Source organism: Glutamicibacter mishrai (genome assembly GCF_012221945.1).
In the GTDB taxonomy this organism is placed as follows: domain Bacteria; phylum Actinomycetota; class Actinomycetes; order Actinomycetales; family Micrococcaceae; genus Glutamicibacter; species Glutamicibacter mishrai.
In genome coordinates this window covers 902,696-928,269 of record NZ_CP032549.1, presented here as the reverse complement: position 1 = coordinate 928,269, position 25,574 = coordinate 902,696, and the positions used below count along the sequence as shown (strand labels likewise).

The 25,574-nt window shown below is 60.8% G+C and carries 20 protein-coding genes and 1 riboswitch; of the genes, 16 read left to right on the top strand and 4 right to left on the bottom strand.

Translation table 11 applies throughout. The features are described 5' to 3' along the window. The first annotated feature begins 35 nt into the window (after positions 1-35). On the top strand, positions 36-1,880 hold the full coding sequence (locus D3791_RS04410; protein WP_172511387.1) for an ABC transporter ATP-binding protein: 1,845 nt from the start codon (positions 36-38) through the stop codon (positions 1,878-1,880). Here the strand turns inward: D3791_RS04410 and D3791_RS04405 are convergent. After that, positions 1,877-2,362 (bottom strand): MarR family winged helix-turn-helix transcriptional regulator, encoded by a 486-nt coding sequence (locus tag D3791_RS04405; protein ID WP_022876773.1) that lies wholly within the window; start codon positions 2,360-2,362, stop codon positions 1,877-1,879. The two genes, D3791_RS04410 and D3791_RS04405, sit on opposite strands and share 4 nt — an antisense overlap. 206 nt (positions 2,363-2,568) lie before the next feature. On the opposite strand from D3791_RS04405, the gene D3791_RS04400 reads away from it, so the two are divergent. After that, positions 2,569-3,678 (top strand): glutathione S-transferase C-terminal domain-containing protein, encoded by a 1,110-nt coding sequence (locus D3791_RS04400; protein WP_172511386.1) that lies wholly within the window; start codon positions 2,569-2,571, stop codon positions 3,676-3,678. Here D3791_RS04400 and D3791_RS04395 read toward each other — a convergent pair. Continuing rightward, a complete protein-coding gene (locus D3791_RS04395) occupies positions 3,675-4,016 on the bottom strand; it encodes a hypothetical protein (protein ID WP_172511385.1) in 342 nt (113 codons plus the stop codon). The two genes, D3791_RS04400 and D3791_RS04395, sit on opposite strands and share 4 nt — an antisense overlap. An 81-nt stretch (positions 4,017-4,097) precedes the next feature. On the opposite strand from D3791_RS04395, the gene D3791_RS04390 reads away from it, so the two are divergent. Continuing rightward, on the top strand, positions 4,098-5,003 hold the full coding sequence (locus D3791_RS04390; protein ID WP_172511384.1) for an RNase H family protein: 906 nt from the start codon (positions 4,098-4,100) through the stop codon (positions 5,001-5,003). A gap of 79 nt (positions 5,004-5,082) precedes the next feature. Here the strand turns inward: D3791_RS04390 and D3791_RS04385 are convergent, their stop codons facing one another. Then, positions 5,083-6,534 (bottom strand): APC family permease, encoded by a 1,452-nt coding sequence (locus D3791_RS04385; protein WP_022876777.1) that lies wholly within the window; start codon positions 6,532-6,534, stop codon positions 5,083-5,085. 263 nt (positions 6,535-6,797) lie between these two features. Here D3791_RS04385 and D3791_RS04380 point away from each other — a divergent pair, with 263 nt between their 5' ends. The 10 genes from D3791_RS04380 (at position 6,798) to D3791_RS04335 (ending at position 20,722) form a co-directional block, all read left to right on the top strand. Continuing rightward, positions 6,798-7,958, top strand: coding sequence for a serine hydrolase domain-containing protein (locus D3791_RS04380; RefSeq protein WP_172511383.1), 1,161 nt, complete (start codon positions 6,798-6,800; stop codon positions 7,956-7,958). A gap of 49 nt (positions 7,959-8,007) precedes the next feature. After that, positions 8,008-8,796, top strand: coding sequence for an SGNH/GDSL hydrolase family protein (locus D3791_RS04375; protein ID WP_343034525.1), 789 nt, complete (start codon positions 8,008-8,010; stop codon positions 8,794-8,796). 101 nt (positions 8,797-8,897) lie between these two features. Further along, a riboswitch (glycine riboswitch) is annotated at positions 8,898-8,995 on the top strand. 165 nt (positions 8,996-9,160) lie between these two features. Next, on the top strand, positions 9,161-12,007 hold the full coding sequence (gene gcvP / locus D3791_RS04370; RefSeq protein ID WP_172511382.1) for an aminomethyl-transferring glycine dehydrogenase: 2,847 nt from the start codon (positions 9,161-9,163) through the stop codon (positions 12,005-12,007). A gap of 12 nt (positions 12,008-12,019) precedes the next feature. Continuing rightward, the gene (gcvT, locus tag D3791_RS04365) at positions 12,020-13,147 is read left to right on the top strand and encodes a glycine cleavage system aminomethyltransferase GcvT (RefSeq protein ID WP_061954202.1); all 1,128 of its coding nucleotides are present in this window, start codon (positions 12,020-12,022) and stop codon (positions 13,145-13,147) included. 60 nt (positions 13,148-13,207) lie between these two features. Then, complete coding sequence (gcvH, locus tag D3791_RS04360) at positions 13,208-13,588, top strand: glycine cleavage system protein GcvH (protein WP_022876782.1); 381 nt, start codon at positions 13,208-13,210, stop codon at positions 13,586-13,588. After that, a complete protein-coding gene (glyA, locus tag D3791_RS04355) occupies positions 13,588-14,910 on the top strand; it encodes a serine hydroxymethyltransferase (protein WP_172511381.1) in 1,323 nt (440 codons plus the stop codon). The genes gcvH and glyA overlap by 1 nt, the downstream gene beginning before the upstream one ends. A 188-nt stretch (positions 14,911-15,098) precedes the next feature. Next, the gene (locus D3791_RS04350; protein WP_172511380.1) at positions 15,099-16,508 is read left to right on the top strand and encodes an L-serine ammonia-lyase; all 1,410 of its coding nucleotides are present in this window, start codon (positions 15,099-15,101) and stop codon (positions 16,506-16,508) included. A 415-nt stretch (positions 16,509-16,923) separates the two neighbouring features. Beyond that, positions 16,924-18,282, top strand: coding sequence for a magnesium transporter (gene mgtE, locus D3791_RS04345; RefSeq protein WP_172511379.1), 1,359 nt, complete (start codon positions 16,924-16,926; stop codon positions 18,280-18,282). 59 nt (positions 18,283-18,341) lie between these two features. Continuing rightward, positions 18,342-19,451 carry an NADH:flavin oxidoreductase/NADH oxidase gene (locus D3791_RS04340; RefSeq protein ID WP_172511378.1) on the top strand — a complete coding sequence of 370 codons (1,110 nt, stop codon included), beginning with the start codon at positions 18,342-18,344 and terminating at the stop codon, positions 19,449-19,451. 140 nt (positions 19,452-19,591) lie between these two features. Further along, a complete protein-coding gene (locus D3791_RS04335) occupies positions 19,592-20,722 on the top strand; it encodes a baeRF2 domain-containing protein (RefSeq protein WP_246242316.1) in 1,131 nt (376 codons plus the stop codon). Positions 20,723-20,799: 77 nt separating this feature from the next. On the opposite strand, the gene D3791_RS04330 is transcribed toward D3791_RS04335, so the two are convergent. Then, positions 20,800-21,972 (bottom strand): CPBP family intramembrane glutamic endopeptidase, encoded by a 1,173-nt coding sequence (locus D3791_RS04330; protein ID WP_172511377.1) that lies wholly within the window; start codon positions 21,970-21,972, stop codon positions 20,800-20,802. A 135-nt stretch (positions 21,973-22,107) separates the two neighbouring features. Between D3791_RS04330 and D3791_RS04325 the strand changes: the two genes are divergently transcribed. The 3 genes from D3791_RS04325 (at position 22,108) to D3791_RS04315 (ending at position 25,574) form a co-directional block, all read left to right on the top strand. Then, positions 22,108-23,361 carry a YibE/F family protein gene (locus tag D3791_RS04325; RefSeq protein WP_022874391.1) on the top strand — a complete coding sequence of 418 codons (1,254 nt, stop codon included), beginning with the start codon at positions 22,108-22,110 and terminating at the stop codon, positions 23,359-23,361. 69 nt (positions 23,362-23,430) lie between these two features. Further along, the gene (locus D3791_RS04320; protein ID WP_172511376.1) at positions 23,431-24,435 is read left to right on the top strand and encodes a metal ABC transporter solute-binding protein, Zn/Mn family; all 1,005 of its coding nucleotides are present in this window, start codon (positions 23,431-23,433) and stop codon (positions 24,433-24,435) included. 20 nt (positions 24,436-24,455) lie between these two features. Next, positions 24,456-25,574, top strand: coding sequence for a CDP-glycerol glycerophosphotransferase family protein (locus D3791_RS04315; RefSeq protein WP_061954216.1), 1,119 nt, complete (start codon positions 24,456-24,458; stop codon positions 25,572-25,574).

Sequence of the window (25,574 nt, the reverse complement as noted above, 5' to 3'; positions counted from 1 at the left end):
ATTCTTTTGGTGAAGAGAATGACGAAGGAGGGTCTATGAGTGCAAATTCAATGCCCGGACATCCAGGTGGTGGAGCCGGTTCGGGGCGAATGAAAAACGCCGTCCAGGATAAGCAATGGCTGGCCGAACACCCGGTGTCCCTCAAACGCGTAGCATCCCTGTTCCGCCCGCACCTGGGTTCCGTGATCGCCGTGGTGCTGCTGATCATCGCCTCATCCATCATCGGACTGGCGCAGCCCTTCATTGTCCGGGAACTCATTGACGTGGCGATCCCGCAATCCGATATCCGCCTACTGGTCTTCGGCGCCGGGGGACTGGTGCTGATCGCGCTGGCTACCGCCGTGCTGGAAGTCCTGCAGACCTGGCGGGCCACCCTGATGGGGCAGCGGGTCATGCATCGATTGCGCACCGGGCTCTTCACCCACCTGCAAAAACAGTCGCTGGGATACTTCACGAACTCGCGCTCGGGGGATGTGCAGTCGCGGCTGATCAATGACGTAGGCCAGATGCAGTCGGTGATCACCAACTCGGCAACCAGCATCGCCTCGAATCTGACCACCGTGGTGGCCACGGCGGTGGCCATGGTGGCCATCTCCTGGAAGCTCAGCCTGATCTCCCTCATCGTCTTCCCGCCAGCGATCCTCCTGGCCAGGCAAACCGCGAAGCTGCGCCGCGCGGTCACCGGCAAGCGCCAACGCGAAATGTCGAATCTGACATCCCTGATCGAAGAGCGCCTGAGCATCTCCGGGGTTCGCCTCTCCAAGATCATGGGCACCGGCCCTGCCGATGCCGAAGCCTTCGCGGATTCCAGCCACAAGCTCATTGACCTTGAAATGAAAAGCGCGCTGGCAGGCCGCTGGCGCATGGCCACCATGAGCATCATTTTCGCGGCCATTCCGGCAGCGCTGTATCTGGCTGCCGGGCTGCCAGTGACCGGAGATGGCATGAGCATCGGCACCCTGGTGGCCTTCACCGGCCTGCAGGCCGGAATCTTCCGCCCGGTGATGGGGCTGATGCAGCTCTCGGTGCAGTGGGTTTCGGCCATGGCGCTGTTCAGCCGGGTCTTCGAATACCTTGATACGGACCAGGAACTTCCGGTAGCAGCTGACCCCAAGCAAATCGATCCAGCCCGCACCACTGGAGAAGTCCAGCTGCGGGATGTCAGCTTCCGCTACCCGGAGGCCCGAAAGGCTACTCTGGATCAGCTGGATTTGACCCTGAAAGCCGGCACCATGACCGCGGTGGTCGGCGCCACCGGTTCGGGCAAGTCGACCCTCGGGTCGCTGTTGCCGCGATTGCTGGATCCGACATCCGGAGAAGTGCTGCTCGACGGCGTGGACCTCAAGGAATATGACCCGCAGGGCATTGCCTCGGTGGTCTCGGTGGTGGCCCAGGAAAGCTATCTGCTGCACGACACAGTGCGCGCCAACCTGTTGTGGGCGGCGCCGGAAGCGACCGAAGAGCAATTATGGAAAGCTTTGGAAGCGGCGCAAATTGCTGATCTGATTCGCGGCTTGCCTTTGGGGATCGACACCGAGGTCGGGCAGCGAGGCCACCGCTTCTCGGGCGGCGAGCAGCAGCGCCTGGCTATTGCGCGAACGATGCTGCGCGAGCCGAAGGTCCTCGTGCTGGATGAAGCCACCAGCGCACTGGATACCGTGACCGAGGCGCTGGTTCAGCAAGCCTTGGATGAGCTCGCGGTTGGCCGCACGACCCTGCTCATTGCCCACCGCTTAAGCACGGTGATGCGAGCAGATCATATTGTCGTGCTGGAGGACGGGAAGATCGCCGAGGCCGGCACCTTCGATGAACTAGTGTCCTTGGGCGGGCGCTTCGCCCGGTTGGTGCAGAACAGCGAGCTGGCCTCACAGGCCAGCTAGCAGCTGGTGTCCTTGAAGCCCTGCTGCTCGATGGATTCAAGGATCTTGGGCAGCGCGGTTTCCAAGGCGCGGCGCTCGGTGGCATTCAAGGAATCAAAGAGGGTTTCGCGCACGAAGGTCACGTGGCTTGGCGCCGCGTTTTCGATGGTTTCCCTTCCGAGATCGGTCAGCGCGATTTGATGTCCGCGCCCGTCGGTTTCATCGGAGCAGCGGCTGATCAGGCCCTTGCCTTCCATGCGGCGCAACAGGTGGGAGAGGCGCGAACGATCCCAGCGCAGCACCTGGGCGACGTCGGCAGGCCGTAGACTTGGATCGGATGCTTCGGAAAGCACTGCCAGAACAGAGTATTCCCCGGATTGCATCTGGGAATCGCGCACCAGCTGGCGGTCCATTGCGCTGGGGAACAGCCAAAGGAATTCGCGGATCGTGCGCCAGAGGTCCTGCTCGCTCTCGGTCAGCCAGCGGGTCTCATCGCTCTTCATGTTCTTTTATCACCTTTTGGATTCCTGCGGATCAACAAATTTTGTTGACGCATCAATCATCTCGTGTAGAGTTGAATTTTGCAATATATGGTGACGTGTCAATCAGATCATTGATCTGGTGGCCATGTTCAACCGCCGGCACTTGTCATAGGGTCGGTAGGGGAGCACGTGAGCGTATTCAGCAAGACGGATCATGGAGGGAAAAGATGAGCGAGGATTATTCGACCAAGGGTGCCTATGTCACCGGCGGAGAATTCACCCGGGATACCAACTACATCCAGGACCGGATCGTGGCGGATACCAACCCGGCCAGCTACAGCAGCGAGAACAACAACAGCAAGATCGGCCACCCGGATGCCGGAGTTTCCGACGGAGCCCAGCTCTGGCCAGTTGAAGCCGGACGCTACCGGCTGGTCGCTGCGCGTGCCTGCCCATGGGCCAACCGCACGCTGATCGTTCGCCGCCTGTTGGGCCTGGAAGACGCGCTGTCCATCGGCCTGCCCGGCCCCACCCATGATGCTCGCAGCTGGACCTTCGATCTGGATCCAGAAGGCAAAGACCCGGTGCTTGGCACCGAGCGCATCCAGGAGAACTACTTCAAGCGCTTTGCCGACTACCCGCGCGGAATCACCGTCCCGGCCATCGTGGATATCCCGTCCGGCGCAGTGGTGACCAACGACTACCCGCAGATCACCTGGGATCTTTCAACCCAGTGGAAGCAATTCCACCGCGAGGGCGCACCCAACCTCACCCCGAGCGACCAGCTCGAAGAAATGCTACCGCTGATCAAGCGCATCTTCACCGAGGTCAATAACGGGGTCTATCGCGCTGGCTTCGCCGGTGACCAAAACGCCTATAACGACGCCTACAACCGGCTCTTCGAGACCTTGGACTTCCTCGAAGAACGCCTGTCCACCCGCCGCTTCCTCATGGGTGATCACATCACCGAAGCGGATGTGCGCCTCTTCACCACCCTGGTTCGCTTTGATCCGGTGTACCACGGGCACTTCAAGGCCAACCGCAACAAGCTCATCGAGATGCCCAACCTCTGGGGCTACGCACGGGATCTGTTCCAGATGCCAGGCTTCGGCGACACTATCGACTTCGAGCAGATCAAGGCCCACTACTACGTGGTCCATGAAGATATCAATCCAACGCAGATCATCCCGCAAGGCCCGGCCCTGGACAACTGGCTCGAAGCCCCGGAACGCGAGCAGCTAGCCGAGACCGGTCCATGGCTTGATGGCACCGCGCCGGATGAAGTGCGTCCCGAAGAGCGCGTACAGTCCGGGCATAACCCGATGTACCCGGCCTAGTAGTCGAACCCCTGGGCTTCACAAGCCTCCTTGAATCCATCAAGGTCTGTGATCCCAGGGGTTTCCGGCTTTCGAATGTCAACGGCTGCCCGCAACTGCGCGGTGGCCGATTGCGCGGCATGAGCCGCGGCCTTCTGGAGATTGGTCTCGCCCACCCCTTGCGGAGCGTCCAGCCCGCCGCCCAGATGGATGCACGCGGCGTAGCCTTCGGGATCTTTCTCCCGCAGCTCATCGGTGGACGGGCCGGAACAGGCGGTGAGCACCAGGGCCAGGGCTGCTGCTAATGGCAAGAATTTCTTCACGCCACCCATGGTAGCCAGTGTGATTCGGCAACTCATGCGAAGAATGCCATAGATCCGGTGGCGACATGGCCCGATCCAAGAACCTGTCGCGGGCCTGGAACATGGCAGGATTAAATCATGACGATCATTGCTGCTGCAGATGGATCCGCCCTCGGCAACCCAGGACCGGCCGGTTGGGCCTGGTACGTGGATGAAGAGAACTGGGCCGCAGGCGGCTGGGACCACGGAACCAACAACATGGGCGAACTCCAAGCCGTCCTCGAGCTCTTCCGTTCCACCGCGCACCTGCCGGATGAAGAACTGAAGATCCTCTGCGATTCGCAGTACGCCATCAACTGCATCAGCAAATGGATGCCCGGCTGGAAGAAGCGCGGCTGGAAAAAAGCCGACGGCAAGCAGGTGCTTAACCAGGACATCCTCAAGGAACTCGACGCCGCGATCCAGGGCCGGAAGTACACCTTTGAATGGGTCAAGGGGCATGCGGGCCACGAACTGAACGAAGCAGCCGATGACCACGCACGCGCCGCGGCCATCGCCCATCAGGAGGGAACCGCCCCGGATGCCGGCCCTGGCTATACCGGCGGTGCCGGCCCAGCTGCTGCCACCCCCGCCAAGGCCCCGGCCTCCGAAGCAGAGCAGGCCGCACCAGCAGTGCCAGCTGCGGGAGCTGACTTCGCGGCCACCGTCTACGAACTGGAACTAGGGTTCCTCGACCCGCAGATCCGCACCAACTTCACCGAGCTCAAGGACTTTTTGCACCCGAGCTATCAAGAAGTGACCCGGCACGGCGGCCTGCTTGATGTCGCCAGCATTTCAGCCCTTCTGGATGCGGGATCCGCCCTGCCCAGCACCGGGGACATGCAGGTCTTGGCCACCCGCCAGATCAGCGACGAAATGGTTCTGCTGGCCTACCGGATGAAGCCGGCCGACGCCCAGGTGCTCGTGGTTTCCTCGTGGTGGCAATTAGGTGCCAACGGCTGGAAGCTGCGCTTCCGCCAGGAAACCTTCCAACAGCAGGCCTAGCGGCCAGCGCTCGAATCACGCTTAAAAAGCTGTGGTCCACCGGGAAATCCCGGTGGACCACAGCTTTATCAACTACTGCTTATGTGTAGTAGCCAGGGCGCGTTTCGATGTTGCCCTTCTTGTAATTGATGCGGTTGACCAGCCAGGTCACCGCCCACAGGACCACGCCAATCACCAGCAGCAGGCCGGCAATCTCATACTGCACCCAGTCGGCGCGGGAACGTGCCCACGGACCGGCCAGGAACAGGCAGAAGACCACACCCAGAATCGGGATGATGGTAGGTGCGCGGAAGGCGTCGGCTGGCGCCTTGTCGCGGCGCAAAACCAGCAGTGAAACGTTGACTACCGCGAAGACGCAGAGCAACAACAGCGCGGTGGTGCCACCGAGCGAACCAACAATGCCGTTCTCGCTATCCAGGTTCACGTAAGCCACCAAGGCAATCGCCAAAGCGGTGCTGAACAGGATCGCTACCCAAGGGGAGCGGCGAGTGGAGTGGACCTTGCCCAGGAACTGCGGCAGCACGCCCTGGCGAGCCATGCCGTAGAGCAGACGGCTGGCCATGAGCATGTTCATCAGCGCGGTATTAACCACCGCGAAGACGGTCACGAACGGGAAGATGGTATCGATCGGGATGTTCGGAGCGCCGATGCGCACCACGTCCAGCAGGATGCCGGCATCCGGGTTCTTCGGGTTCAGCAGGTCGCCGGTAGGGATCACCATGATCACGGTGATGGCCACCAGCATGTAGATCACAGCGCACAAGCCCAAGCCGATGAGCATGATCTTAGGGAAGATCTTGTTCGGGTTCTTGGTCTCTTCCACCAGGTTCACCGAATCCTCGAAGCCGACCATTGCGAAGAAGGCGATGGCCGTACCCATGGTCACCGCGGCGAACAGGCTGCGATCCGATGGGGTTTCGAAGACCACCAGGCGGCTGATATCGCCCTGGCCGGAGGCAATGACTGAGAATCCGATGCCGATGATCACTGCCATGATGGCCAGCGAAACGATGGTCAGCACCAGGTTGAACTTCACGCTCTCGCCCACGCCACGCAGGTTGATCAGGGCAAGGATCACGATGATGATAATGGCTGCCCACATCCCTGCCTGAGGGGTGGTCGGCACGCCGTCAATGAACTGGCCGAAGCCGATTAACAGGTTTTGCCCCACCAGGGTCGCCGACGTGGCAGCACTGGTAATGCCAGAGCACGCCACGGTGAAGGCCACGATGAAGGTGACAAAATGGATACCGAAAGCCTTGTGCACATACAGTGCGGCTCCGGCGGCGTGAGGGTATTTGGTCACCAGTTCCAGGTAGCTGAAAGCAGTGAGGGTCGCGATGGCGAAGGCAACCAGGAAGGGCAGCCATGCTGCGCCGCCGACCTGTCCTGCCACCTTGCCGGTAATAGCAAAAATGCCTGCGCCGATGATATCGCCCATGATGAGGAATAGCAGCAGCTTAGGGCCGATCACCCGCTTGAGTTCTGCATCCTGGCTCTGGGGTACTGGCGTGTCACTATCCACAGTCATGCGATCGAGATCATCTCCTTCAAATATTGGTGGCAAGCATGACAAATTTAGTTGTTGCACCTTGGGTCGGCAAACCGCCCTCTGGGTTGGCTCACAGTACCACGAGTCGAACGGCGTGAATTAGAGGATAAGCGGTCAAAGTGCCCTAAACCTGTGACTTGACGTACGGATATGCTGGAAGGGATGTCGAGGCGCGCCGATCGAGAATCGGGTGAATTACGACTAGGGTTGGTTGAAAAGCGACAAGCAGTTTAAGGATGTAGATGGACTCGGTGATCAGCGAAGATTTCGCACCATTGGCCCAGGCGCTCGAAGCCCGGGCTGCCGAAGAGGAAAACTATTCGGCGCAGCTGGCGATCTATCACCGCGGGGAACTGGTCCTCAGCCACAGCGTGGGCGAGCACCTCTCAGGCGACGCGCTCACCTGCGTCTTCTCCTGCACCAAGGGCCTGAGCGCCCTGGTTGTCGCACTGCTTGTCCAAGACGGGCTCATCGACCCGAGTGCACCCATGACCACCTACTGGCCCGAATTCGGCGCCAGCGGCAAGAGCGCGCTGAGCGTTGGCGAAGTGCTCAGCCACCAGGCCGGCGTGCTCGGCGTCCCCGGGGGAGTGCCCAGCCAGATCCTGCTGGATTCCGCCGAATACGCCAAGGTCCTGGCCTCCATGCCAAGCATCTGGCCGCTGGGGCAGAACATCGTGGGCTACCACGCCATCACCATGGGCGTGCTCATGGAGGAACTGGTCCGCCGCGTCACCGGCAAGGAACTGAAGGAAGTCTTCGAAGAACGCATCCGCAAGCCGCTGGGTGTCGACGTTTATATCGGACAGGATCCCTCGCTGGAATCCCGCTACCGCGACGTCTTGCCCGCAGTAGATGCCCCGAGCGAATTCTTCGACCCGTTCTCCCCGGCCGGCCTGGCCGTGAACTCCGCCTCCGGATTCGCGCTGGCCGACGGCCCGGTCTACAACTGGCATGAACTGGCCAATGCCGCGCAGGTGCGCGAATTGGGCCCGGCCTCCATGGGCGGGGTCGCCAACGCCCAAGGCTTGGCCGCCATCTACGCCGCATCCTTCGGCGCGGTGCCTTCCCTGGGCGCCGCCAACGGGTTCCTCAATGCGGACACCTGGGCGCAGGTTTCCACCGAACTGGTCTACGGCCACGACCGCACCAGCGGATTGCTGCAGGCCTTCGCCCTGGGGTTCATGAAAGCCACCGCCCGCAACAACTACGGCTCCATCTTCGCCTACGGGCATGACGGGGCGAACTCCTCGCTGGCCTTCGCCGACCCCGCCTACCAGCTGGGCTTCGGCTACATCCCTTCACGCAATGAAGGGCCCAAGGACACCTCCACCGGGGTGCAGCTGAGCCAATTGGCGCGCCAGCTCATCCTGGCGAAGAACGCCAAGGCGAAATCAAACTAGCCCCCGCCAGGGCAACGCAAGAAGAGCAGAAATACGAAGTGGGATTGAAGTGAAGAAATTTCTGGCATTGGGTGATTCATTCACCGAGGGCGTCGGCGATGTCGACGCAGCCCGCCCCAACCAGGTGCGGGGCTGGGCCGACCGCGTAGCCGAGGTGCTCAGCGCCGAAGGGGACTGGGAGTACGCCAACCTCGCGGTGCGCGGCAAAAAAATCGGCCAGGTCATCAACCAGCAGCTGGACCAGGGGCTTTTTCTGGCCCCGGACCTGGTAAGCATCTACGCCGGCGGCAATGACATCCTGCGCCCCACCGCGGACCTCGATGCCCTGATGCGCGGCTATGAAGGCATGGTCCGCCGCTTCGCCGAGGCCGGCAGCACCGTCATGCTGTTCACTGGTTTTGATACCGTCGAGTCCCCGTTGTTCTCCAAGACCCGTCCGCGCACCGCGATCTATAACGAGAAGGTGCGCGAGATCGCCGACAAGCACGGGGCGATCGTCGCCGACTACTGGCGCTGGCGCGAATTCTCCGACCTGCGCTACTGGGCGGCTGACCGTCTGCACATGAACGAGCTGGGCCATGCGCTGATGGCCTCCAAGGTGCTCAACGTCCTGGGCGAGCACCAGGTCACCGAGGGCAACTGGGCCGACAAGATCCTGGCGCCGGTTCTGCCTGACTTGGCCGTGAACTCGCGCGGAGAAAAGCTGAAGGAAGAATTGGGCTGGGCCACCGAGCATCTGGTGCCGTGGATCAAGCGCCGATTGACCGGAACCTCCTCGGGAGATTCCTTGTCAGCAAAGTATCCGAAGTACGTGCAGCTGTCAGCCAGCGTTAACTAGAAGTTTTGTGACGGTTTTTCTGCCGCAACGTCTTTGACGTATAGCGCGTGGCAGGTAACATGGTGGTGTGCTGCAGGTCTCCGGCCGGCAGCGCACGCCATAGACGGATGGCGGGAGAGTCCCGTTCACACCATGGACGAGCGCCGTAGGAGCAATTCCTCCCCAGGAAACTCTCAGGCCCCCGTACCGCCATCACGAGGCAACTCTGGAAAGAAGCCGGCCAGACCCGGCTCACCGAAGGTGCAAGCGCCCGGCTTAGTTGGCCGGAGGTGTAAAACTCTCAGGTAGTGCAACAGGGATGGGGAGGCAAAGCGTCCTTCCTTTGGCATGCGCCAAGACAGATCCCCGTGGAGACTCCAGCACCATGACCATCACGCAGACTTCGGCTTCTACGAATAGCGAATTCGTTGCCCGCCATATCGGCCCGCGTCCTTCCGACGTAGACACCATGCTTCAGACTCTGGGCTACGCCAGCCTCGAAGACCTGATCGACACCGCCGTTCCGGCAGACATCCGCCAAGACTCCATGCTGGATATCCCAGCGGCCCTGAGCGAAACCCAAGCGCTGGCCCACCTGCGTGACCTTGCCTCCAAGAACGTCATGAAGACCCAGATGATCGGCCAGGGCTTCTACGACACCATCACCCCAGCGGTGATCCGCCGCAATATCGTGGAAAACCCAGCCTGGTACACCGCCTACACCCCGTACCAGCCGGAAATCTCCCAGGGCCGCCTCGAAGCCCTGCTGAACTTCCAGACCATGGTCATGGACCTCACCGGCCTGCCGATCGCCAACGCCTCGCTGCTGGATGAATCCTCCGCCGCCGCCGAGGCCGTGCTGATGATGCGCCGCGCCAACAAGAAGAAGGCCAAGGGCAAGACCGTCCTGGACTCCAACATCTTCCCGCAGACCATCAAGGTCGTGCAGGGCCGCGCCGACGCGCTGGGCTTCGAGGTCGAGGTCGCTGACCTCTCCGCCGGCCTGCCAGAAGGCGACATCTCCGGCATCGTGCTGCAGCAGCCAGGCAGCAACGGCTCCATCGCCGAGCATGAGGGCATCATCGCTGCCGCCAAGGAAGCTGGCGCCATGGTCACCGTGATCGCTGACCTGCTGGCACTGACCATGATCACCCCTCCGGGCGAGCAGGGTGCCGACATCGCCGTGGGCAACACCCAGCGCTTCGGCGTTCCGCTGTTCTTCGGCGGCCCGCACGCAGCCTACATGGCAGTAGCCGATGGCCTGACCCGCTCCATGCCAGGCCGCCTGGTCGGCGTTTCGGTGGATGACTCCGGCGTGCCTGCCTACCGCCTGGCCCTGCAGACCCGCGAGCAGCACATCCGCCGCGAGAAGGCCACCTCCAACATCTGCACCGCGCAGGCCCTGCTGGCCATCTGCGCCTCGATGTACGCGGTCTACCACGGACCGGCAGGCCTGAAGCAGATCGCCACCCGCGCCAACAACCACGCCCGCGTGATCGCCAGCTCGCTGGTATCCGGCGGCTTCACACTGGCCTCGGACACCTTCTTCGACACCGTCGTGGTGAACGTGAAGAACGCCGAAGAGATCATCGCCAAGGCCGTCGAAGCAGGCATCAACCTGCGCAAGGTCAGCGACACCCAGGTGGGCGTCTCCACCGACGAAACCACCACCTCGGACATCGTCAAGTCGCTGCTGGCCGTTTTCGGCGTTGAGCTCTCCGCTCCGGAAGGCTTCGAGATCCCGGCATCGCAGCAGCGCACCAGCGACTACCTGACCCACCCGATCTTCAACACCATCTCCTCCGAGACCCAGATGATGCGCTACCTGCGCCGCCTCTCGGACCGCGACCTGGCCCTGGACCGCACCATGATCCCGCTGGGTTCGTGCACCATGAAACTGAACTCCGCCGCCGAGATGGAATCCATCACCTGGCCGGAATTCGCTTCCATCCACCCTTACGCTCCTGCAGCGCAGACCGAGGGCTGGCGCGAGCTGATCACCGACTTGGAAGGTCGCCTGACCGCGATCACCGGCTACGCTGGCGTGTCCATCCAGCCAAACGCTGGCTCGCAGGGCGAGTACGCAGGCCTGCTGGCCATCTCGGATTACCATGCATCGCGCGGCGAAGGCCAGCGCAACGTCTGCCTGATCCCGGCCTCCGCCCACGGCACCAACGCCGCCTCGGCAGTGCTGGCCGGCATGAAGGTCGTGGTTGTGAAGACCGCAGCCGACGGCACCATCGACGCCAATGACCTGGATGCCAAGATCGAGGCCAACAAGGACGTGCTGGCCGCCATCATGATCACCTACCCATCCACCCACGGCGTCTACGACGCCGACGTGCGCGAGGTCTGCGACAAGATCCACGCAGCAGGTGGCCAGGTGTACATCGACGGCGCAAACATGAACGCCATGGTCGGCCTGGCCCAGCCAGGAAAGTTCGGCGGCGACGTATCGCACCTGAACCTGCACAAGACCTTCTGCATCCCCCACGGCGGTGGCGGCCCAGGCGTGGGCCCGATCGGCGTAGGCGAGCACCTGCTGCCATTCCTGCCAGGCGATGCCTCGGGCACCTACACCGAGCGTGACGGTGTGCCGGTAGTGGCCACCGCCTTCGGCTCGGCCGGCGTCCTGCCGATCTCCTGGGCCTACATCGCCATGATGGGTGGCGAAGGCTTGACCGAAGCCACCAAGCACGCGATCTTGAACGCGAACTATATCGCCAAGCGCCTGAACGAGCACTTCCCAGTACTGTTCACCGGCAACAAGGGCCTGGTTGCCCACGAGTGCATCCTGGACTTGCGCGAACTGACCGCCAAGACCGGCGTCACCGCCGAAGACGTGGCCAAGCGCCTGATCGACTTCGGCTTCCACGCACCAACCCTGTCCTTCCCGGTAGCCGGCACCCTGATGATCGAGCCAACCGAGTCCGAAGACCTGGGCGAGATCGAGCGCTTCATCGAAGCGATGATCACCATCCGCCAGGAAATGGAAGAAGTGCTCTCGGGCATCTACAGCATCGAGCAGTCCCCGCTGCGCAACGCACCGCACACCGTATCGGCCGTGGTCAACAGCAACTGGGATCGCAAGTACTCGGTGGAGCAGGCTGCCTTCCCGGTAGCCCGCCTGAAGTCCGACAAGTACTTCCCGTCCGTGGGCCGCATCGACGGCGCCGGTGGCGACCGCAACCTGATCTGCTCCTGCCCTGCTCCTGAAGCCTTCGAAGACTAGGAAGACCTTGAGATGACTGAGACCACCCAAGAACTCAAGCACACCGCACTGCATGCCCAGCATGCGGAACTCGGCGCGAACTTCACCGACTTCGGCGGCTGGGACATGCCGCTGAAGTACGGTTCGGAACTGGCAGAGCACAAGGCGGTGCGCTCCACCGCGGGCCTGTTCGACCTGTCCCACATGGGCGAGGTGTACCTTTCCGGTCCACAGGCCGGCACCGCGTTGAACACCGCGCTGGCTGGCAACTTCACCATCATGAAGGTGGGCAAGGCCAAGTACTCGCTGATCCTCAACGATGAAGGCAAGATCATCGATGACTTGATCGTGTACCGCCTGGAAGAAGAAAAGTACCTGGTCGTCCCCAACGCCGGCAACGCCGATGTCGTGGCCGCCGCCTTGGAAGAGCGGGCCGCCGGATTCGACGTCGAGGTGGATAACGCCTCGGGACGCCAGAGCCTGATCGCGGTCCAAGGACCGAACGCCGAAGCCATCGTCGGCAAGCTCGCCGCCGATGAGCAGAGTGCCCAGAGCGTCACAGAAGTGAAATATTATGCGGCGGTTAATCTGGTGCTCGGCGGTATCGACGTACTTTTGGCGCGCACAGGATACACCGGTGAAGACGGCTTCGAATTGATCATCGATAACGAAGATGCCGCCGAACTGTGGAGCAAGATCATCAACATCGGTGCGGATCACGAGTTGGTTCCGTGCGGCCTGGCCGCCCGCGACTCGCTTCGCCTGGAGGCCGGCATGCCGTTGTACGGCAACGAGCTGAGCCTCGAACGCACCCCATTTGATGCGGGATTTGGCCCTGTGGTCTCCTTCAAGAAGGAAGAACACTTCGTGGGTCGAAAGGCCTTGGAAGCCCTGAGAGAGCAGACCCCTGCACGCAAGCTGGTTGGTCTGAAGGGCCTGGGCAAGCGCGCCGGACGCGGTGGCTACGCCATCGTCAAGGACGGGGCCACTGTTGGTGAAATCACCTCAGGACAGCCATCTCCGACCCTCGGCTACCCGGTAGCACTGGGGTATGTGGATGCAGAATACAGTGAAGTCGGCACCGAGCTAGAGGTTGATCTGCGCGGTAAGACTTTGCCATTTGTCGTCGTCGAACTGCCGTTCTACACGCGAGCCAAGTAACGTTAAACATCAGTAGGGCCAAGCCATACGCCCGCTTATTCCCTTGGGAGAGGAAATACCGTGAGTAAAGTTCTTTCGTCATTACGCTACTCGGCAGAACATGAGTGGATCGACGCATCGTCCCCAGCCAAGGTCGGCATCACCCAGATCGCTGCAGACGCCCTGGGCGACGTGGTCTACGTGGACCTGCCAGAGGTTGGCGATTCCGTCAGCGCCGGCGAAACCTGCGGCGAGGTGGAATCCACCAAGTCGGTTTCCGACCTGTACTCGCCAGTGACCGGCACCGTGGTTGCCATCAACGACGAAGCCGTTGACAACCCGGCAATCCTGAACGAAGACCCCTACGGTGCCGGCTGGCTGTTCACCGTAGAAGTGACCGAAGAAGGCCCGCTGCTTTCGGCAGCAGACTACGCAAGCGCGAACGGTGGAGACGTCCAGTAATGAGCAACCAGACTTTTGAATCCCTAGCACCAGCATCCCTGACCCAGTCGCTGGCAGCCCTCGATCCGGAGGTGGCGCAGCGCATCGATGCTGAGCTGGCTCGCCAGCAGCGCGGCCTGGAAATGATCGCCTCGGAGAACCACACCGCCCAGGCCGTCATGCAGGCCCAGGGTTCGGTGCTGACCAACAAGTACGCCGAAGGCTACCCGGGCCGCCGCTACTACGGTGGCTGCGAAGAAGTCGACGTCATCGAGACCCTGGCTATCGAGCGCATCAAGGAACTGTTCGGCGCGAACTTCGCCAACGTCCAGCCGCACTCCGGCGCGCAGGCCAACGCCTCGGTGTACCACGCGCTGGTCCGCCCAGGCGACACCGTACTGGGCCTGAACCTGGCTCACGGTGGACACCTGACCCACGGCATGAAGATCAATTTCTCCGGCCGCCTGTTCAACATCGTTCCTTATGGTGTGAACGAAGAGACCAACGTGGTGGACATGGATGAGGTGGAGCGCCTTGCCATCGAGCACCAGCCGAAGATGATCGTGGCCGGCTGGTCGGCGTACCCGCGCCAGCTGGACTTCCAGCGCTTCCGCGAAATCGCTGACAAGGTCGGCGCCTACTTGTTCGTGGATATGGCTCACTTTGCTGGCCTGGTGGCAGCTGGTCTGCACCCGTCTCCTGTGCCTTACGCCCACGTGGTCACCTCGACCACCCACAAGACCCTCGCCGGTCCTCGTGGCGGCATCATCCTGTCCAACGACGCTGAAATCGCCAAGAAGCTGAACTCCGCAGTCTTCCCAGGCCAGCAGGGCGGCCCGCTGGAGCACGTGATCGCCGGCAAGGCTGTAGCCTTCAAGATCGCTGCGTCGGAGGAGTTCAAGGAGCGCCAGCAGCGCACCTTGGCTGGTGCCAAGATCCTTGCCGAGCGCCTGACCCAGGACGACGTGGCAGCCAAGGGCATCAGCGTGCTGACCGGTGGCACCGATGTGCACCTGGTCCTGGTTGACCTTCGCAACTCGGAGCTCGACGGCCAGCAGGCCGAAGATCTGCTGGCACAGGTGGAGATCACGGTTAACCGCAACGCGGTGCCATTCGATCCACGCCCGCCAATGACCACCTCGGGTCTGCGCATCGGTACCCCGGCGCTGGCAACCCGTGGCTTCTCGGAGGCAGCTTTCGCTGAAGTTGCCGAGATCATCGCCCAGACCCTGATCGCTGGCGCTGATGGCAATACCTCGGTCTTGCCAGAGCTGAAGGACCGGGTCCTGAAGCTGGCTGAGGCCCATCCGCTGTACCCGGACCTGGCCAAGGTTTCCGAGTAGCACCATCTTGTGAAGATGAGGGCCCGGACGGCGGAAATATTCGCTTTTCGGGCCCGCAGTCTTTCATCCGCGCAACTCCACCCCACGCTGTGCGGATGCCCTGATGCGAGGATGACCCCTTTGCATACCACACCATCTTTCCGGCAGTTAGCTCCCGGATTGCCGACGTTCTAAGGATGTGACCCGCCATGGCGGTAAGCGTATTCGATCTTTTCTCGGTTGGCATTGGACCTTCGTCCAGCCACACCGTGGGGCCAATGCGTGCGGCTCACGCATTCGTTGCCCAAGTAATCCGTGAAGAGAAGATGGATGCCCTGGATAATATCCGGGTCGATGTCTACGGCTCACTGGCCGCGACCGGTCGCGGGCACGGAACTTTCACCGCCATCATGCTGGGGCTAGAGGGATTTGAACCCGAAACAGTTCTGCCCTCCCAGGTCGACGAGCGACTGGCACAGATGGAAAGCACCGGGGTCCTGCAGCTGGCAGCCCAGCTAGGCCAGCGCAAAGACCTGGACTACTCGGTGAACGACATGATCCAGCACCCGCTGACGGTGCTGCCGCGCCACACCAACGGCGTGAAGTTCGTTGCCGTGGATGCCCAGGGCAATGAACTGGTCAATGAGACGTTCTTCTCCGTTGGCGGTGGCTTCATCGTGCGTGAAGGTGCCGAAGAGCGCATCGAGAAGAACCTGGAAGAGAAGCTGCAACAGCAGCCTTATCCGTTTACCACCGCAGCCCAGCTGCTGGAACATGCTAAGTCTACCGGCAAGTCAATTGCCGAAATCATGATGGCTAACGAGCTGGCCTACCGCAGCCGCGAAGAGATCCGCTCAGGCCTGATCCACATCTACCACGTGATGGAAGACTGCAAGGACTCCGCTTTGGAACGTACCGGCGTTTTGCCCGGTGGCCTCAAGGTCCGCCGCCGTGCGCCGGAATGGCATGAGCGTCTGCGCAAGGAAGACAAGGACCGCGATCCTGTGTACTGGCAGGAATGGATCAACCTGGTCGCCTTGGCAGTGAACGAGGAAAATGCTTCCGGCGGCCGCGTCGTGACCGCGCCGACCAACGGCGCCGCCGGCATCATCCCAGCGGTCTTGTTCTACGCCACCCACTATGCCCCGGGCGCCAAGTACTGGAATGAAGAAGAGAAGAACGATGCTGTCGTGAACTTCCTGCTGACTGCCGGCGCCGTCGGCGTGCTCTACAAGGAGCAGGCTTCGATTTCCGGTGCTGAGGTCGGCTGCCAGGGAGAGGTGGGTTCAGCCTCGTCGATGGCCGCAGCCGGATTGGCTGAAGTCCTGGGCGGAACCTCGGCTCAGGTGGAGAATGCCGCTGAAATCGCCATGGAGCACAACCTCGGTTTGACCTGTGATCCCATTGGCGGCCTGGTACAGATTCCTTGTATCGAGCGCAATGCGATCGCTGCGTCCAAGGCTGTCAACGCGGCCAAGATGGCACTGATGGGTGACGGTGAACATCACGTCACCTTGGATGAAGTGATCATCACGATGCGTGAAACCGGCAAGGACATGAGCGATAAGTACAAAGAGACCGCGATGGGCGGATTGGCCGTCAACGTGGTCGAATGCTAACCGCTGGCTAAAGCCTGGGGCTTCGGGAGGTCGGATGATCCGGCCTCCCGAAGCTATTTAATGTGAGATGCGCCCTTGTTGTTGGCTATCCGGATCGGGTACCTGATAGAAATGGCACTGTACGAAGCATGAATCCATGTTTCGGAATCCTAGGAGGTGAGCTACATGGACGGCAGTTCTAGTCGATCTATCTATCTACGAGCTCACCAGATCCTTTTTTCACGCGCCAGCTGATTTCTCCTGCTCCAGGACAGCTGGGCGTTCGGCGAGTTCGTAGCCTTCCCGCTATTGGAATGCGCATTTTCATGCACGCAAATACTGACTGATTTATCACCCACATGATTGGGTGAAGAGCGGTGAGTAGTTGCTTGCGAGCCCTTGAATTTGCGCGCAACGAACCGTTTGGACGATAATCATGTTCACCTTCGAATACGTAGACTTTTCAACTACTTCTCAGGAAATCCGCAACTGCCTCGCAACCGAGGATTTCCAGCGTCTTGCAACCACCCTGCGGGGCCTGGAACTAGGGCAGCTCATCGAGCAGTTTGAAGCCCTGAAAATCGCCGACGCCGCGATCCTCTATCGCATGCTGGATAAGGACCGCTCTCTGGAGCTCTTCCAGAACCTCGATGCCCCGGTACAGGCGGAACTCATCAAGACGCTCCAGCAGGCAACCGTGGTCGAAGCCTTCGCGGCCCTGGAACCCGCAGACCGGGTGTCCCTGCTCGACGAGCTTCCAGCGACCGTCGCCACCCGGCTGCTTGCCGGGCTGGATAAGCAGCAGCGCCAGGCAACCGGGGTGCTGCTGGGCTATCGCGACTCAAGCGCGGGACGGGGGATGACCACCCAGTTCATCAGCACGCATCCCGAACTGACCGTCGGGCAGGTGCTGAACTGCATCACCCCGCAGCTGAACGCAACCGAACACTGCCACCTCATCATGGTGGTTGACCGCACCCGCCGATTCATCGGGGCAGTACGGCTAGCCGACCTCCTCGGACAGCCACAGGATCTGCTCATCTCGAACATAGCTTTTGAAATTCCCACCGCCCAAGCATCGGAACCAGATACAGAGGCGGCGCGCCGGGCTCTTGAGCGCCACCTGGATCTCATGCCAGTGCTCGATAACGAAGGACGATTGATTGGAGTACTGCCACTGGGCGAAGCCATAGATCTGCTGGAGGACGCTGAGGAATTACGCACTGCGCGCAGCGCTGGCTCCGAGCCGTTGTACCGCCCTTACCTCGGAACCCCGCTGCGCAAACTGGTGCGAGCACGTGTTGTCTGGCTGTTGGTCCTTGCCGTAGGGGCCACCCTGACCGTGCAGGTGCTGGCCACATTCGAGCAGACCTTGGAGTCTATGGTGGTTTTGAGCCTGTTCATCCCGCTGATTGTCGGCATTGGCGGGAATACCGGCAATCAGGCAGCCACTACCGTCACTCGCGCCCTGGCCATGGGCGATGTCCGGGTGAGCGATCTGGGGCGCGTCATGTTCAGGGAAGTGCGTATCGGAGCGATGCTCGGGCTGTGCCTCGGAGCAATCGGCTTCCTTATTGCGAGCGTGGTCTTTGAACTGGAAGTCGGAATGATCATCGGGATGACGCTCGTGGCACTGTGCAGCATCGCCGCCGCCGTCGGGGGAGCCATGCCGATCATCGGGAAGTTCTTCAAAGCCGATCCGGCAGTGTTTTCCAATCCCTTCATTTCCACCTTTGTCGATGCCGCGGGATTGATTGTCTACCTGTCGGTGGCAGTGCTCGTTCTCGGCCGGTGAGCTGAACGGATGATGTTACCGGGCGGAATAATATTGGCGGCCTCAACGTCGTACTAGGTATGCCACAAAGCAAGTTATTCAGCCCAGTAACCATCCCAACCAAGAGCGGAGAGGGACTTCAGCTTCGAAATCGGGTCGTGTTGCCGCCCATGTGCCAGTACGCCATCAATGATCGCAATGGCGTTCCAACCACTTGGCACCTAGCCCATTTGGGGTCCATGGCCCACGGAGGTTTCTCGCTGGTCATCGCCGAGGCGACTGCGGTAGCTGCCGAAGGCCGCATCTCTGACCGCGACGCTGGATTGTGGAACGACGAGCAAGTCGAGGCATGGAAGCCCATCACAGAATACATCCGCTCCCACGGGGCAGCGGCTGGTGTCCAGCTGGCCCACGCTGGGGCGAAAGCGTCCACCTACGGATGGCTCACGGAGCTGGAAGAGGCCGGCAAGCTCGGCAGCATCAGCGAGGAAGACGGAGGTTGGGAGACCTTCACTTCCACGCCGAGCGATCTTTTCGATTTGAAGCCGGCAACGGAAATGAGCACCGCGCAAATTGCTGCTTCGGTCCAGGATTGGGCCGCTGCCGCACAGCGTGCCGATGCTGCAGGTTTTGATCTGATCCAGATCCATGCGGCCCACGGCTACTTGATCCACCAGTTCCTCTCTCCGCTGACCAATAAGCGCACCGACGAATATGGTGGAAGCTTCGAGAACCGCACGCGGTACCTGCGCGAGATCGTCCAGGCTATCTCGGCTGTTTGGCCGGCCCACAAGCCGCTGGGAATCCGCTTCTCCGGCGAGGACTGGGTCGAGGAAGGCTGGGGCATTGCCGATACGGTCAAGCTGGCCCAAGAATTGTATGAGCTTGGTGTCCGTGCCTTTGATCTTTCCAGCGCGGGCATCGGCGCATTCCATGGCCCAACCGGACCCGGCTACCAGGTGTCGCTGGCGCAGGCAGTCAAGCAGTCACTGCCTGAAGACGCGTTTGTCACCGCGGTGGGAGTCATCACCGATGCCATCCAGGCAGAACATATCGTGGTCTCGGGCCAGGCCGATGGCGTGAGCATCGGACGGGCCGCCCTGGGCAATCCGCAGTGGCCGAATCACGCCGCGCAGCTGCTTGGAGCCGAGAAATCACACCCTCCGCAGTACTGGCGCGGCCGCTGGTAAATTGTTGCGGCCATGCTGATTTCTTCCAAATCACGAGTTAGTTTCTGGTTAACTCTTCCAGCCGCTGAATAGTGATGTTAGGTTAGTCCCACGGATCTAGTCGCAACGCGGCCAAGGGTCGCGTGCGGAAGGGAGTCAGCATGGCACTACGCGCGGATTCTAATGGAATCGACGCTTCGCTCTACCGAAGGAATGGTTCATGGAGCACCGCTCTCGTGGATGCTTCACTGGGCACGACGGGAGCCCAAGAAGCAGCTGACCGGCTTCCCGACGACGTCGCCAAATTGCTTAAATCCCAGCAAGCCCAGGCTGCCGATGTCCAAGCTTTGACTGGTGCGTTGGAACCTGCTGAGGGACTCAGGGCACCGGTTGCACGCTTTGTCGCCGTCCACGATGGCGAAGTTGTCCTGAACGAAATCATTCCAGGCCTCAAGGTCCAGAGCCCATCGGTGGATGTTGGTCCCTTCCCGAATTTCACGGCGTTGGCCCGAGCACGCGGTGGCTCCTTCTCCTATCTGGTCGCCGAGGTAGGCAAGGACGGCGGCGAAGTGCACCTGTACAACACGACGTCGCGTGAACGCATCGCCAGTCAAGGGATTGTTGGACTGCCAGAGGAAATCCACCACGCCCGCAAGGTTCCCGGCGAATATGACCAGCCCAAGGCACAGGCGGCCGCCGATGAAATGGTGCGCAGGAACGCTGATGAAGTCGCCGAGCTGATCAAGAAGATGTCCGCTGAGAATTACGTTCGCCTGATCGTGATCTCCGGGGATATCAAGGCTCGCGAGGCTGTCATCGCCCAGGTGCCAGTGGCCTTGCGTGATTATGTGGAAGTCATCGACTCGCACACCAGGACAGGCGGTGCAGATTCAAAGCAGATTGACGCCCAGATCAGCAAGATGGTCGAAGATGTGAAATCCAAAGCGCTGGCCGACTTGGAAGCAAAAGTCGCAGCGCAGTCAGGCAACGGACGATCGCTGTTGGCGGTGGGTCTCGACGAGGTGGTCACCGCGTTGCAATCGGCGCAGGCCGAAACGGTTCTCGTGGGCCAATACCAGGACGAGCACACGCTGCGTGCCTTGAGCGCAGAACCGTGGATCGCTCACCAAGAAGGCGATGACCATGCGGAGCTCGTGGCCGGCGAATGGCCGGCACCGGAAGTGCTCCTGCGGGCCACAGCCCTCACTGATGCGACGATCCGGTATGTCCCTGATTCAATGATTCCGGACGGCGCGGGCATTGCGGCCCTGTTGCGCTGGGCGAAATCCTAAAAAGAAATTAACGAGACAAGGGGTTCTTGCCACGAAAAGATCGTGGCAAGAACCCCTTGTCTTGTATCAAGTCACCGTTATCGGTCGTGGTTGTCTCCGGCGTTCGGTGTTGAGTCGACTGGAGGCGCTGGAGGGTGCCCGTTGGCTGGCGGGAAATCCTGCGAGTACGGCGCTGAAGCTGGTGGCGCGGACGGATCCATTGGCGGAGCCCAATGAGCCTGGTTCTGGTGATAGACCGGATGCGCCATCGGCCACGGCTGCAACAGAGGCGGCTGCGCCGCTGCAGGAGTCGGACCGGCGGTACGGGCAACATTATTCTTGTCGGCCAGTTTCACCAAGACAAACGTCAAAAGCGCCGTGAAGACGACCGAGAAGACCAGAGACATCGGTCCGGACTCGGTAGCGTTCAAATCAATCTGGCCCATGGCGCCGAGCAGGAACAGGAAGGTGTTGTTGATGATGTGCATCGCCATCGGAGCTTCCAACCCGCCGGTGCGCCAGGCAAGATAGCCGGCGGCAATGGCGAACGCTGTCACATCCAGCAACCCGTACACGTCATAAAGGTGGCCGAAGGTGAATAACGGCACCGGCAGAAGGATCGCAAAGAGCGGATGCTTCAGCCAGCTGCCGATGATCTGCATCAACGCCCCGCGGAAGACCAGTTCCTCGGCTGCGCATTGAAAAGGCGTCAGCAGGATAACCAGCAGCGCGAAGAACAATGGATCCGCGGGCGGTTTGATAGGTGCCGCGTCCGTTGGCTCACCAATGCCAGCTGCCGACAGCGCGAAGCTCAGGGCGAAGTACGCGGCGAAGAGCAATGCGCTAGCGCCAATGGCCAATCCGAACCAGCGCCAACGCAGTCTTCCGGCCACGGAAACCAACTGGCCGACTGGCTTGGAGCCAAGCAATAGATATGCCAGATAGACCGCCGGGATCATGATGATCAATGACGCCATGGTTATGGAGAAGTCGATAGGCGAGGCCATGTCGAGCTCTGCCTCGGTCAATACCGAGTCGGGCGAACCACTGGCATCGGCCGCCCACGTAGCCGGATTGAGCATGGCCACGACAAAGATCATCAGCATGACGACGATGAACGATGCGACAAAAAATCCCAGCCCGGTTCCGGCGAAGGCCAGCGGGCGCCACCACCGGTAGTTGTGGTTTCGGCGCATGAGCCGATGGAAAGCAAAAGACTGCTCCTGATCGGCTCTGGGCGCAGGGGGAGGCAAATAGTGTGGCAAGCTCATAGCTCAATTCTCTCGCTGATCGTCCCCAGCGACATGAACCTTGCGGAGGATTTATCGATCATCCCAAGGTTGCCTCCGAAGTGCTCTTAGACTTGATGCAGACGATTCGCCTTTATTGATTTGGAGCAAGACCCAGTGGGCCACCATCACCATGACGAACCGATATTGCAAGATCCCAAGCGCCGGCATCGCGCTTCGATAATACTGTGGGCCCTGCTCGCACCGATCGGCGTGCTGGCTCTGGTTATGGTCATTGCCTTGTGGCCTAAGGGAACCTACGACAAATTCGCCCTCGACGGCTCGATGGATACTGCCGGCGGCGCCACGATGGCCACCGGCACGGTCACTCGCAGCGGCGTGGAAACCTGCCCTTCCTCCGAAGGATTGGCGGACGTCGGCGGCAAAACGCTGGAATGCACGGTCACCTATGTCATGCCGGCCTCAGGCGGAGCAGAAATCCAGATGGAGATCCCGCCAGAAATGCTGCAATCGCGAGATGTCCGCCCGGGTGATACCTTGCGCTATCTGGATCTTTCAAAGGTTGATACCACCAGCGGAAGCCCCTATGTTTTTGTTGACTTCGTGCGCACATTGCCGATGACCCTTCTGGCCATTGCCTATGGCGTGGTCGTGGTGCTGGTGGCTGGCTGGCGTGGCGCCCGCGCGGTGATCGGTCTGGTTGGCGGCATCGCTTTCATGATCTTCTTCATGGTTCCCGCGCTCATTGAAGGCGGGAATCCGGTGGTGGTCGGCCTGACCGGCGCCACGGCCATCATGTTCGTGGCCTTGTATTTTGCCCATGGGCTCAATGCCAAGACATCCACTGCTTTGCTGGGCACGCTGTTCGGTCTGGGGGTCACCGCGGCCCTGGCCCTGTGGCTGACAGATGCCGCGGCGCTCACCGGGGCCAATGACGAATCGTCGATGACGCTAGCCACCGTGGCTCCGCAGATTTCCCTGCCTGGCCTGCTGATCTGCGGTGTACTGGTTGGCGGCATGGGCGTCCTCAATGACGTGACCATTACGCAGTCCGCCACGGTGTGGGAGTTGGCTGAAACTTCGCCCAAGGCATCGGCCAAGGAATTGTTCTTCCGCGGGATGCGCATTGGCCGCGACCATATCGCCTCCACGGTGTACACCATTGCCTTCGCCTACGCCGGTGCGGCCTTGCCGATCTTGGCGATTGCGGCCATGAGCAACCAGGGATTCGGCGTGACGTTGAGCTCCGGGGAGATGGCTGAGGAAGTTATTCGGATCCTGATTGGTTCTATTGGATTGGTACTGGCTATTCCCGTGACCACGGCTATTGCAGTGATGGTGGTCAAGGCAACCGGTACCGGTGGAGCGCACGGCAAACGATCCCTGTTTGCCGCCAACGCAGACGCCTAGGTGCGAACGGTTCTCAAAAGTAATGTAGAATTGTTCTCAATAGCAATCTTGTTTGGATGGAGAACCAGAATGAAGAAGTATCGCTCTTTGCTTGCCATGGCCGTTGCCGTACCAGCGGCGGGCATGATCCTCGCCGGTTGTGCGAGTACCGGCAGCGAAGCAAGTGAAGGCGACACCTCTGCCGTCAAAGTTGTAGCAACGACCAACGTCTACGGCCAAGTTGCCCGTGCCGTTGGCGGCGACAATGTCAGCGTCAGCGAGATCATCACCTCGGCCGCCCAAGACCCGCACTCCTACGAGCCAACCACGCGCGACAAGCTCACCGTGTCAGAAGCGAATGTAGTTCTCGCCAACGGCGGGGGATACGACCAATTCATGGACTCGCTGGTCCAGTCCCTGCCCAGTGACCAGGCCTCGAATGTCCAGCTGATCCACGCTGTGGATACTTCGCCGATTGCCAAAGAGCATGAGGAAGAAGAAGCACATGAAGGCGAAAGTGCTGAAGAGCACGCCGAGCACGCTGACGAAGAATCGCATGAAGGCCATGATCATGCCGGCTACAACGAGCACATCTGGTACGACCTTGACTCGATGTCCGCGCTCGCTGATGAACTAGCGGATACCTTCGGCAAGGCTGATGCGGCCAACGCCCAGCAGTACACAAAAAACGCCGATGAATTCAACGCAGGGATCAAGCAGCTCCAGACCCAGCTCAGCGATGCCAAGCTGGCGGGCAAGAAGTTCGTGATGACCGAGCCTGTCCCGTTCCATCTGCTTGATGACGCCGGCATGGAGAACACCACTCCCGAGGGATTGAGCGAGGCTATCGAAGAGGGCGAAGGCATTGCCCCGATGACGCTGAAGAAGGCCCAGGACCTACTGGTCAATGGCAAGAGCGACATCCTGGCCTACAACGTCCAGACCGAGGGAAATGAAACCAAAGCCCTGAAGAAGAACGCAGAATCCGGCAAGGTGCCTGTCGTCGACTTCTCGGAAACCATTCAGGACGATTCCAGCTACTTGGATTGGATGAATTCCAACATTTCGAACTTGGCTTCCGCGATCAACGGCTAAGAGGTACGTAGACTACGTATATGGCATTGATTCCTTCCCAACTGACTCAGGCGACAGGTAAAGCACGCTCATTAATCGCAGAGCGATCGGTGCGAGCCGAAATCGTCCAGAGCCAACGGGAAATACAACAAGCCGACCATGTTCTCTTCTTTGCCGAAGGCCCCGGCCAGTTCTACCAATTAGGTGTCTGGCTGGGGACCTTTGAACGTCTGGCCCAGCAGGGCCTGCGTATCGGCCTGGTGCTGATGGATTCACTCAGCGCACGGCAAGCACTGGGCGCCAGCACCCTGCCGGTATTGTTCACTCGTTCCATGGAACACATCGAATCCAAGCTCCGCGAGTGGAACACCAAATCAATCAGCTACGTGAACAATGCCCAGCGCAACTTCACCATGCTGCGCTTCAACGGCCCAGCGCACATCCACCTGAACCATGGCGAGAGCGAAAAAGCCTCGATGGTTTCAAACCAGCTCAAAGCCTATGACTACGCCTGCGTCGCCGGGCCGGCAGCGGTAGAGCGCATCATGGAAAACATTTCGCGATTCGATGCCTCCCATCTGGTGCAGATCGGTCGCCCCCAGCTCGATTCCCTGGAATTGGAAGGACCATCGGAAAAGATCCGGGTCCTCTACGCCCCGACCTGGGAAGGCGACTCCGAAGCCATGGCCTATTCCTCGGTCATCAGGCTGGGCGAGCGGATCCTCGCGCAACTGGTTAATGATGACCGTTTCGAGGTGCGCTTCCGTCCCCATCCCAAGACCGGCGACATCTCGGCCGAAGCGAAAAAAGCCGTCGCTTCCTTGCAGGCACGATTCGAATCGACCATTGACCCGGTCAAGGATGCTTCGCAATCCCTGGTCTGGGCAGACGTCGCCATTTGCGACACCTCAGCCATGGCCTACGACGCTGTCGCATTGAATATCCCGCTGCTGCTCGCTGCCGAGCGACCGAGCAAGCTGCGTGACGGGCTGCCCCAGGAACAGCACTTGGGCAACGCCAACGGGTTGGCAGAGCGCGCCGCGAAGCTGGCAGCCAGCGGCGTCGCCGGACAGCAAAAACAGCTGGCCCTGTACTTCTTCGCCACCACCGAACCCGGGATGGCTACGAAGAAGCTGAACCAGCTGCTTTCAGGCCTCTAG

What these genes read in the sequence shown, in the direction of transcription:
- D3791_RS04385 (WP_022876777.1), bottom strand. Translation starts at nt 6,534, where the DNA reads ATGACTGTGGATAGTGACACGCCAGTACCCCAGAGCCAGGATGCAGAA.
- D3791_RS04410 (WP_172511387.1), top strand. Translation starts at nt 36, where the DNA reads ATGAGTGCAAATTCAATGCCCGGACATCCAGGTGGTGGAGCCGGTTCG.
- D3791_RS04340 (WP_172511378.1), top strand. Translation starts at nt 18,342, where the DNA reads ATGCCACAAAGCAAGTTATTCAGCCCAGTAACCATCCCAACCAAGAGC.
- glyA (WP_172511381.1), top strand. Translation starts at nt 13,588, where the DNA reads ATGAGCAACCAGACTTTTGAATCCCTAGCACCAGCATCCCTGACCCAG.
- D3791_RS04400 (WP_172511386.1), top strand. Translation starts at nt 2,569, where the DNA reads ATGAGCGAGGATTATTCGACCAAGGGTGCCTATGTCACCGGCGGAGAA.
- mgtE (WP_172511379.1), top strand. Translation starts at nt 16,924, where the DNA reads ATGTTCACCTTCGAATACGTAGACTTTTCAACTACTTCTCAGGAAATC.
- D3791_RS04330 (WP_172511377.1), bottom strand. Translation starts at nt 21,972, where the DNA reads ATGAGCTTGCCACACTATTTGCCTCCCCCTGCGCCCAGAGCCGATCAG.
- gcvT (WP_061954202.1), top strand. Translation starts at nt 12,020, where the DNA reads ATGACTGAGACCACCCAAGAACTCAAGCACACCGCACTGCATGCCCAG.
- D3791_RS04315 (WP_061954216.1), top strand. Translation starts at nt 24,456, where the DNA reads ATGGCATTGATTCCTTCCCAACTGACTCAGGCGACAGGTAAAGCACGC.
- D3791_RS04405 (WP_022876773.1), bottom strand. Translation starts at nt 2,362, where the DNA reads ATGAAGAGCGATGAGACCCGCTGGCTGACCGAGAGCGAGCAGGACCTC.
- gcvP (WP_172511382.1), top strand. Translation starts at nt 9,161, where the DNA reads ATGACCATCACGCAGACTTCGGCTTCTACGAATAGCGAATTCGTTGCC.
- D3791_RS04335 (WP_246242316.1), top strand. Translation starts at nt 19,592, where the DNA reads ATGGCACTACGCGCGGATTCTAATGGAATCGACGCTTCGCTCTACCGA.
- D3791_RS04350 (WP_172511380.1), top strand. Translation starts at nt 15,099, where the DNA reads ATGGCGGTAAGCGTATTCGATCTTTTCTCGGTTGGCATTGGACCTTCG.
- D3791_RS04395 (WP_172511385.1), bottom strand. Translation starts at nt 4,016, where the DNA reads ATGAGTTGCCGAATCACACTGGCTACCATGGGTGGCGTGAAGAAATTC.
- D3791_RS04320 (WP_172511376.1), top strand. Translation starts at nt 23,431, where the DNA reads ATGAAGAAGTATCGCTCTTTGCTTGCCATGGCCGTTGCCGTACCAGCG.
- D3791_RS04390 (WP_172511384.1), top strand. Translation starts at nt 4,098, where the DNA reads ATGACGATCATTGCTGCTGCAGATGGATCCGCCCTCGGCAACCCAGGA.
- D3791_RS04380 (WP_172511383.1), top strand. Translation starts at nt 6,798, where the DNA reads ATGGACTCGGTGATCAGCGAAGATTTCGCACCATTGGCCCAGGCGCTC.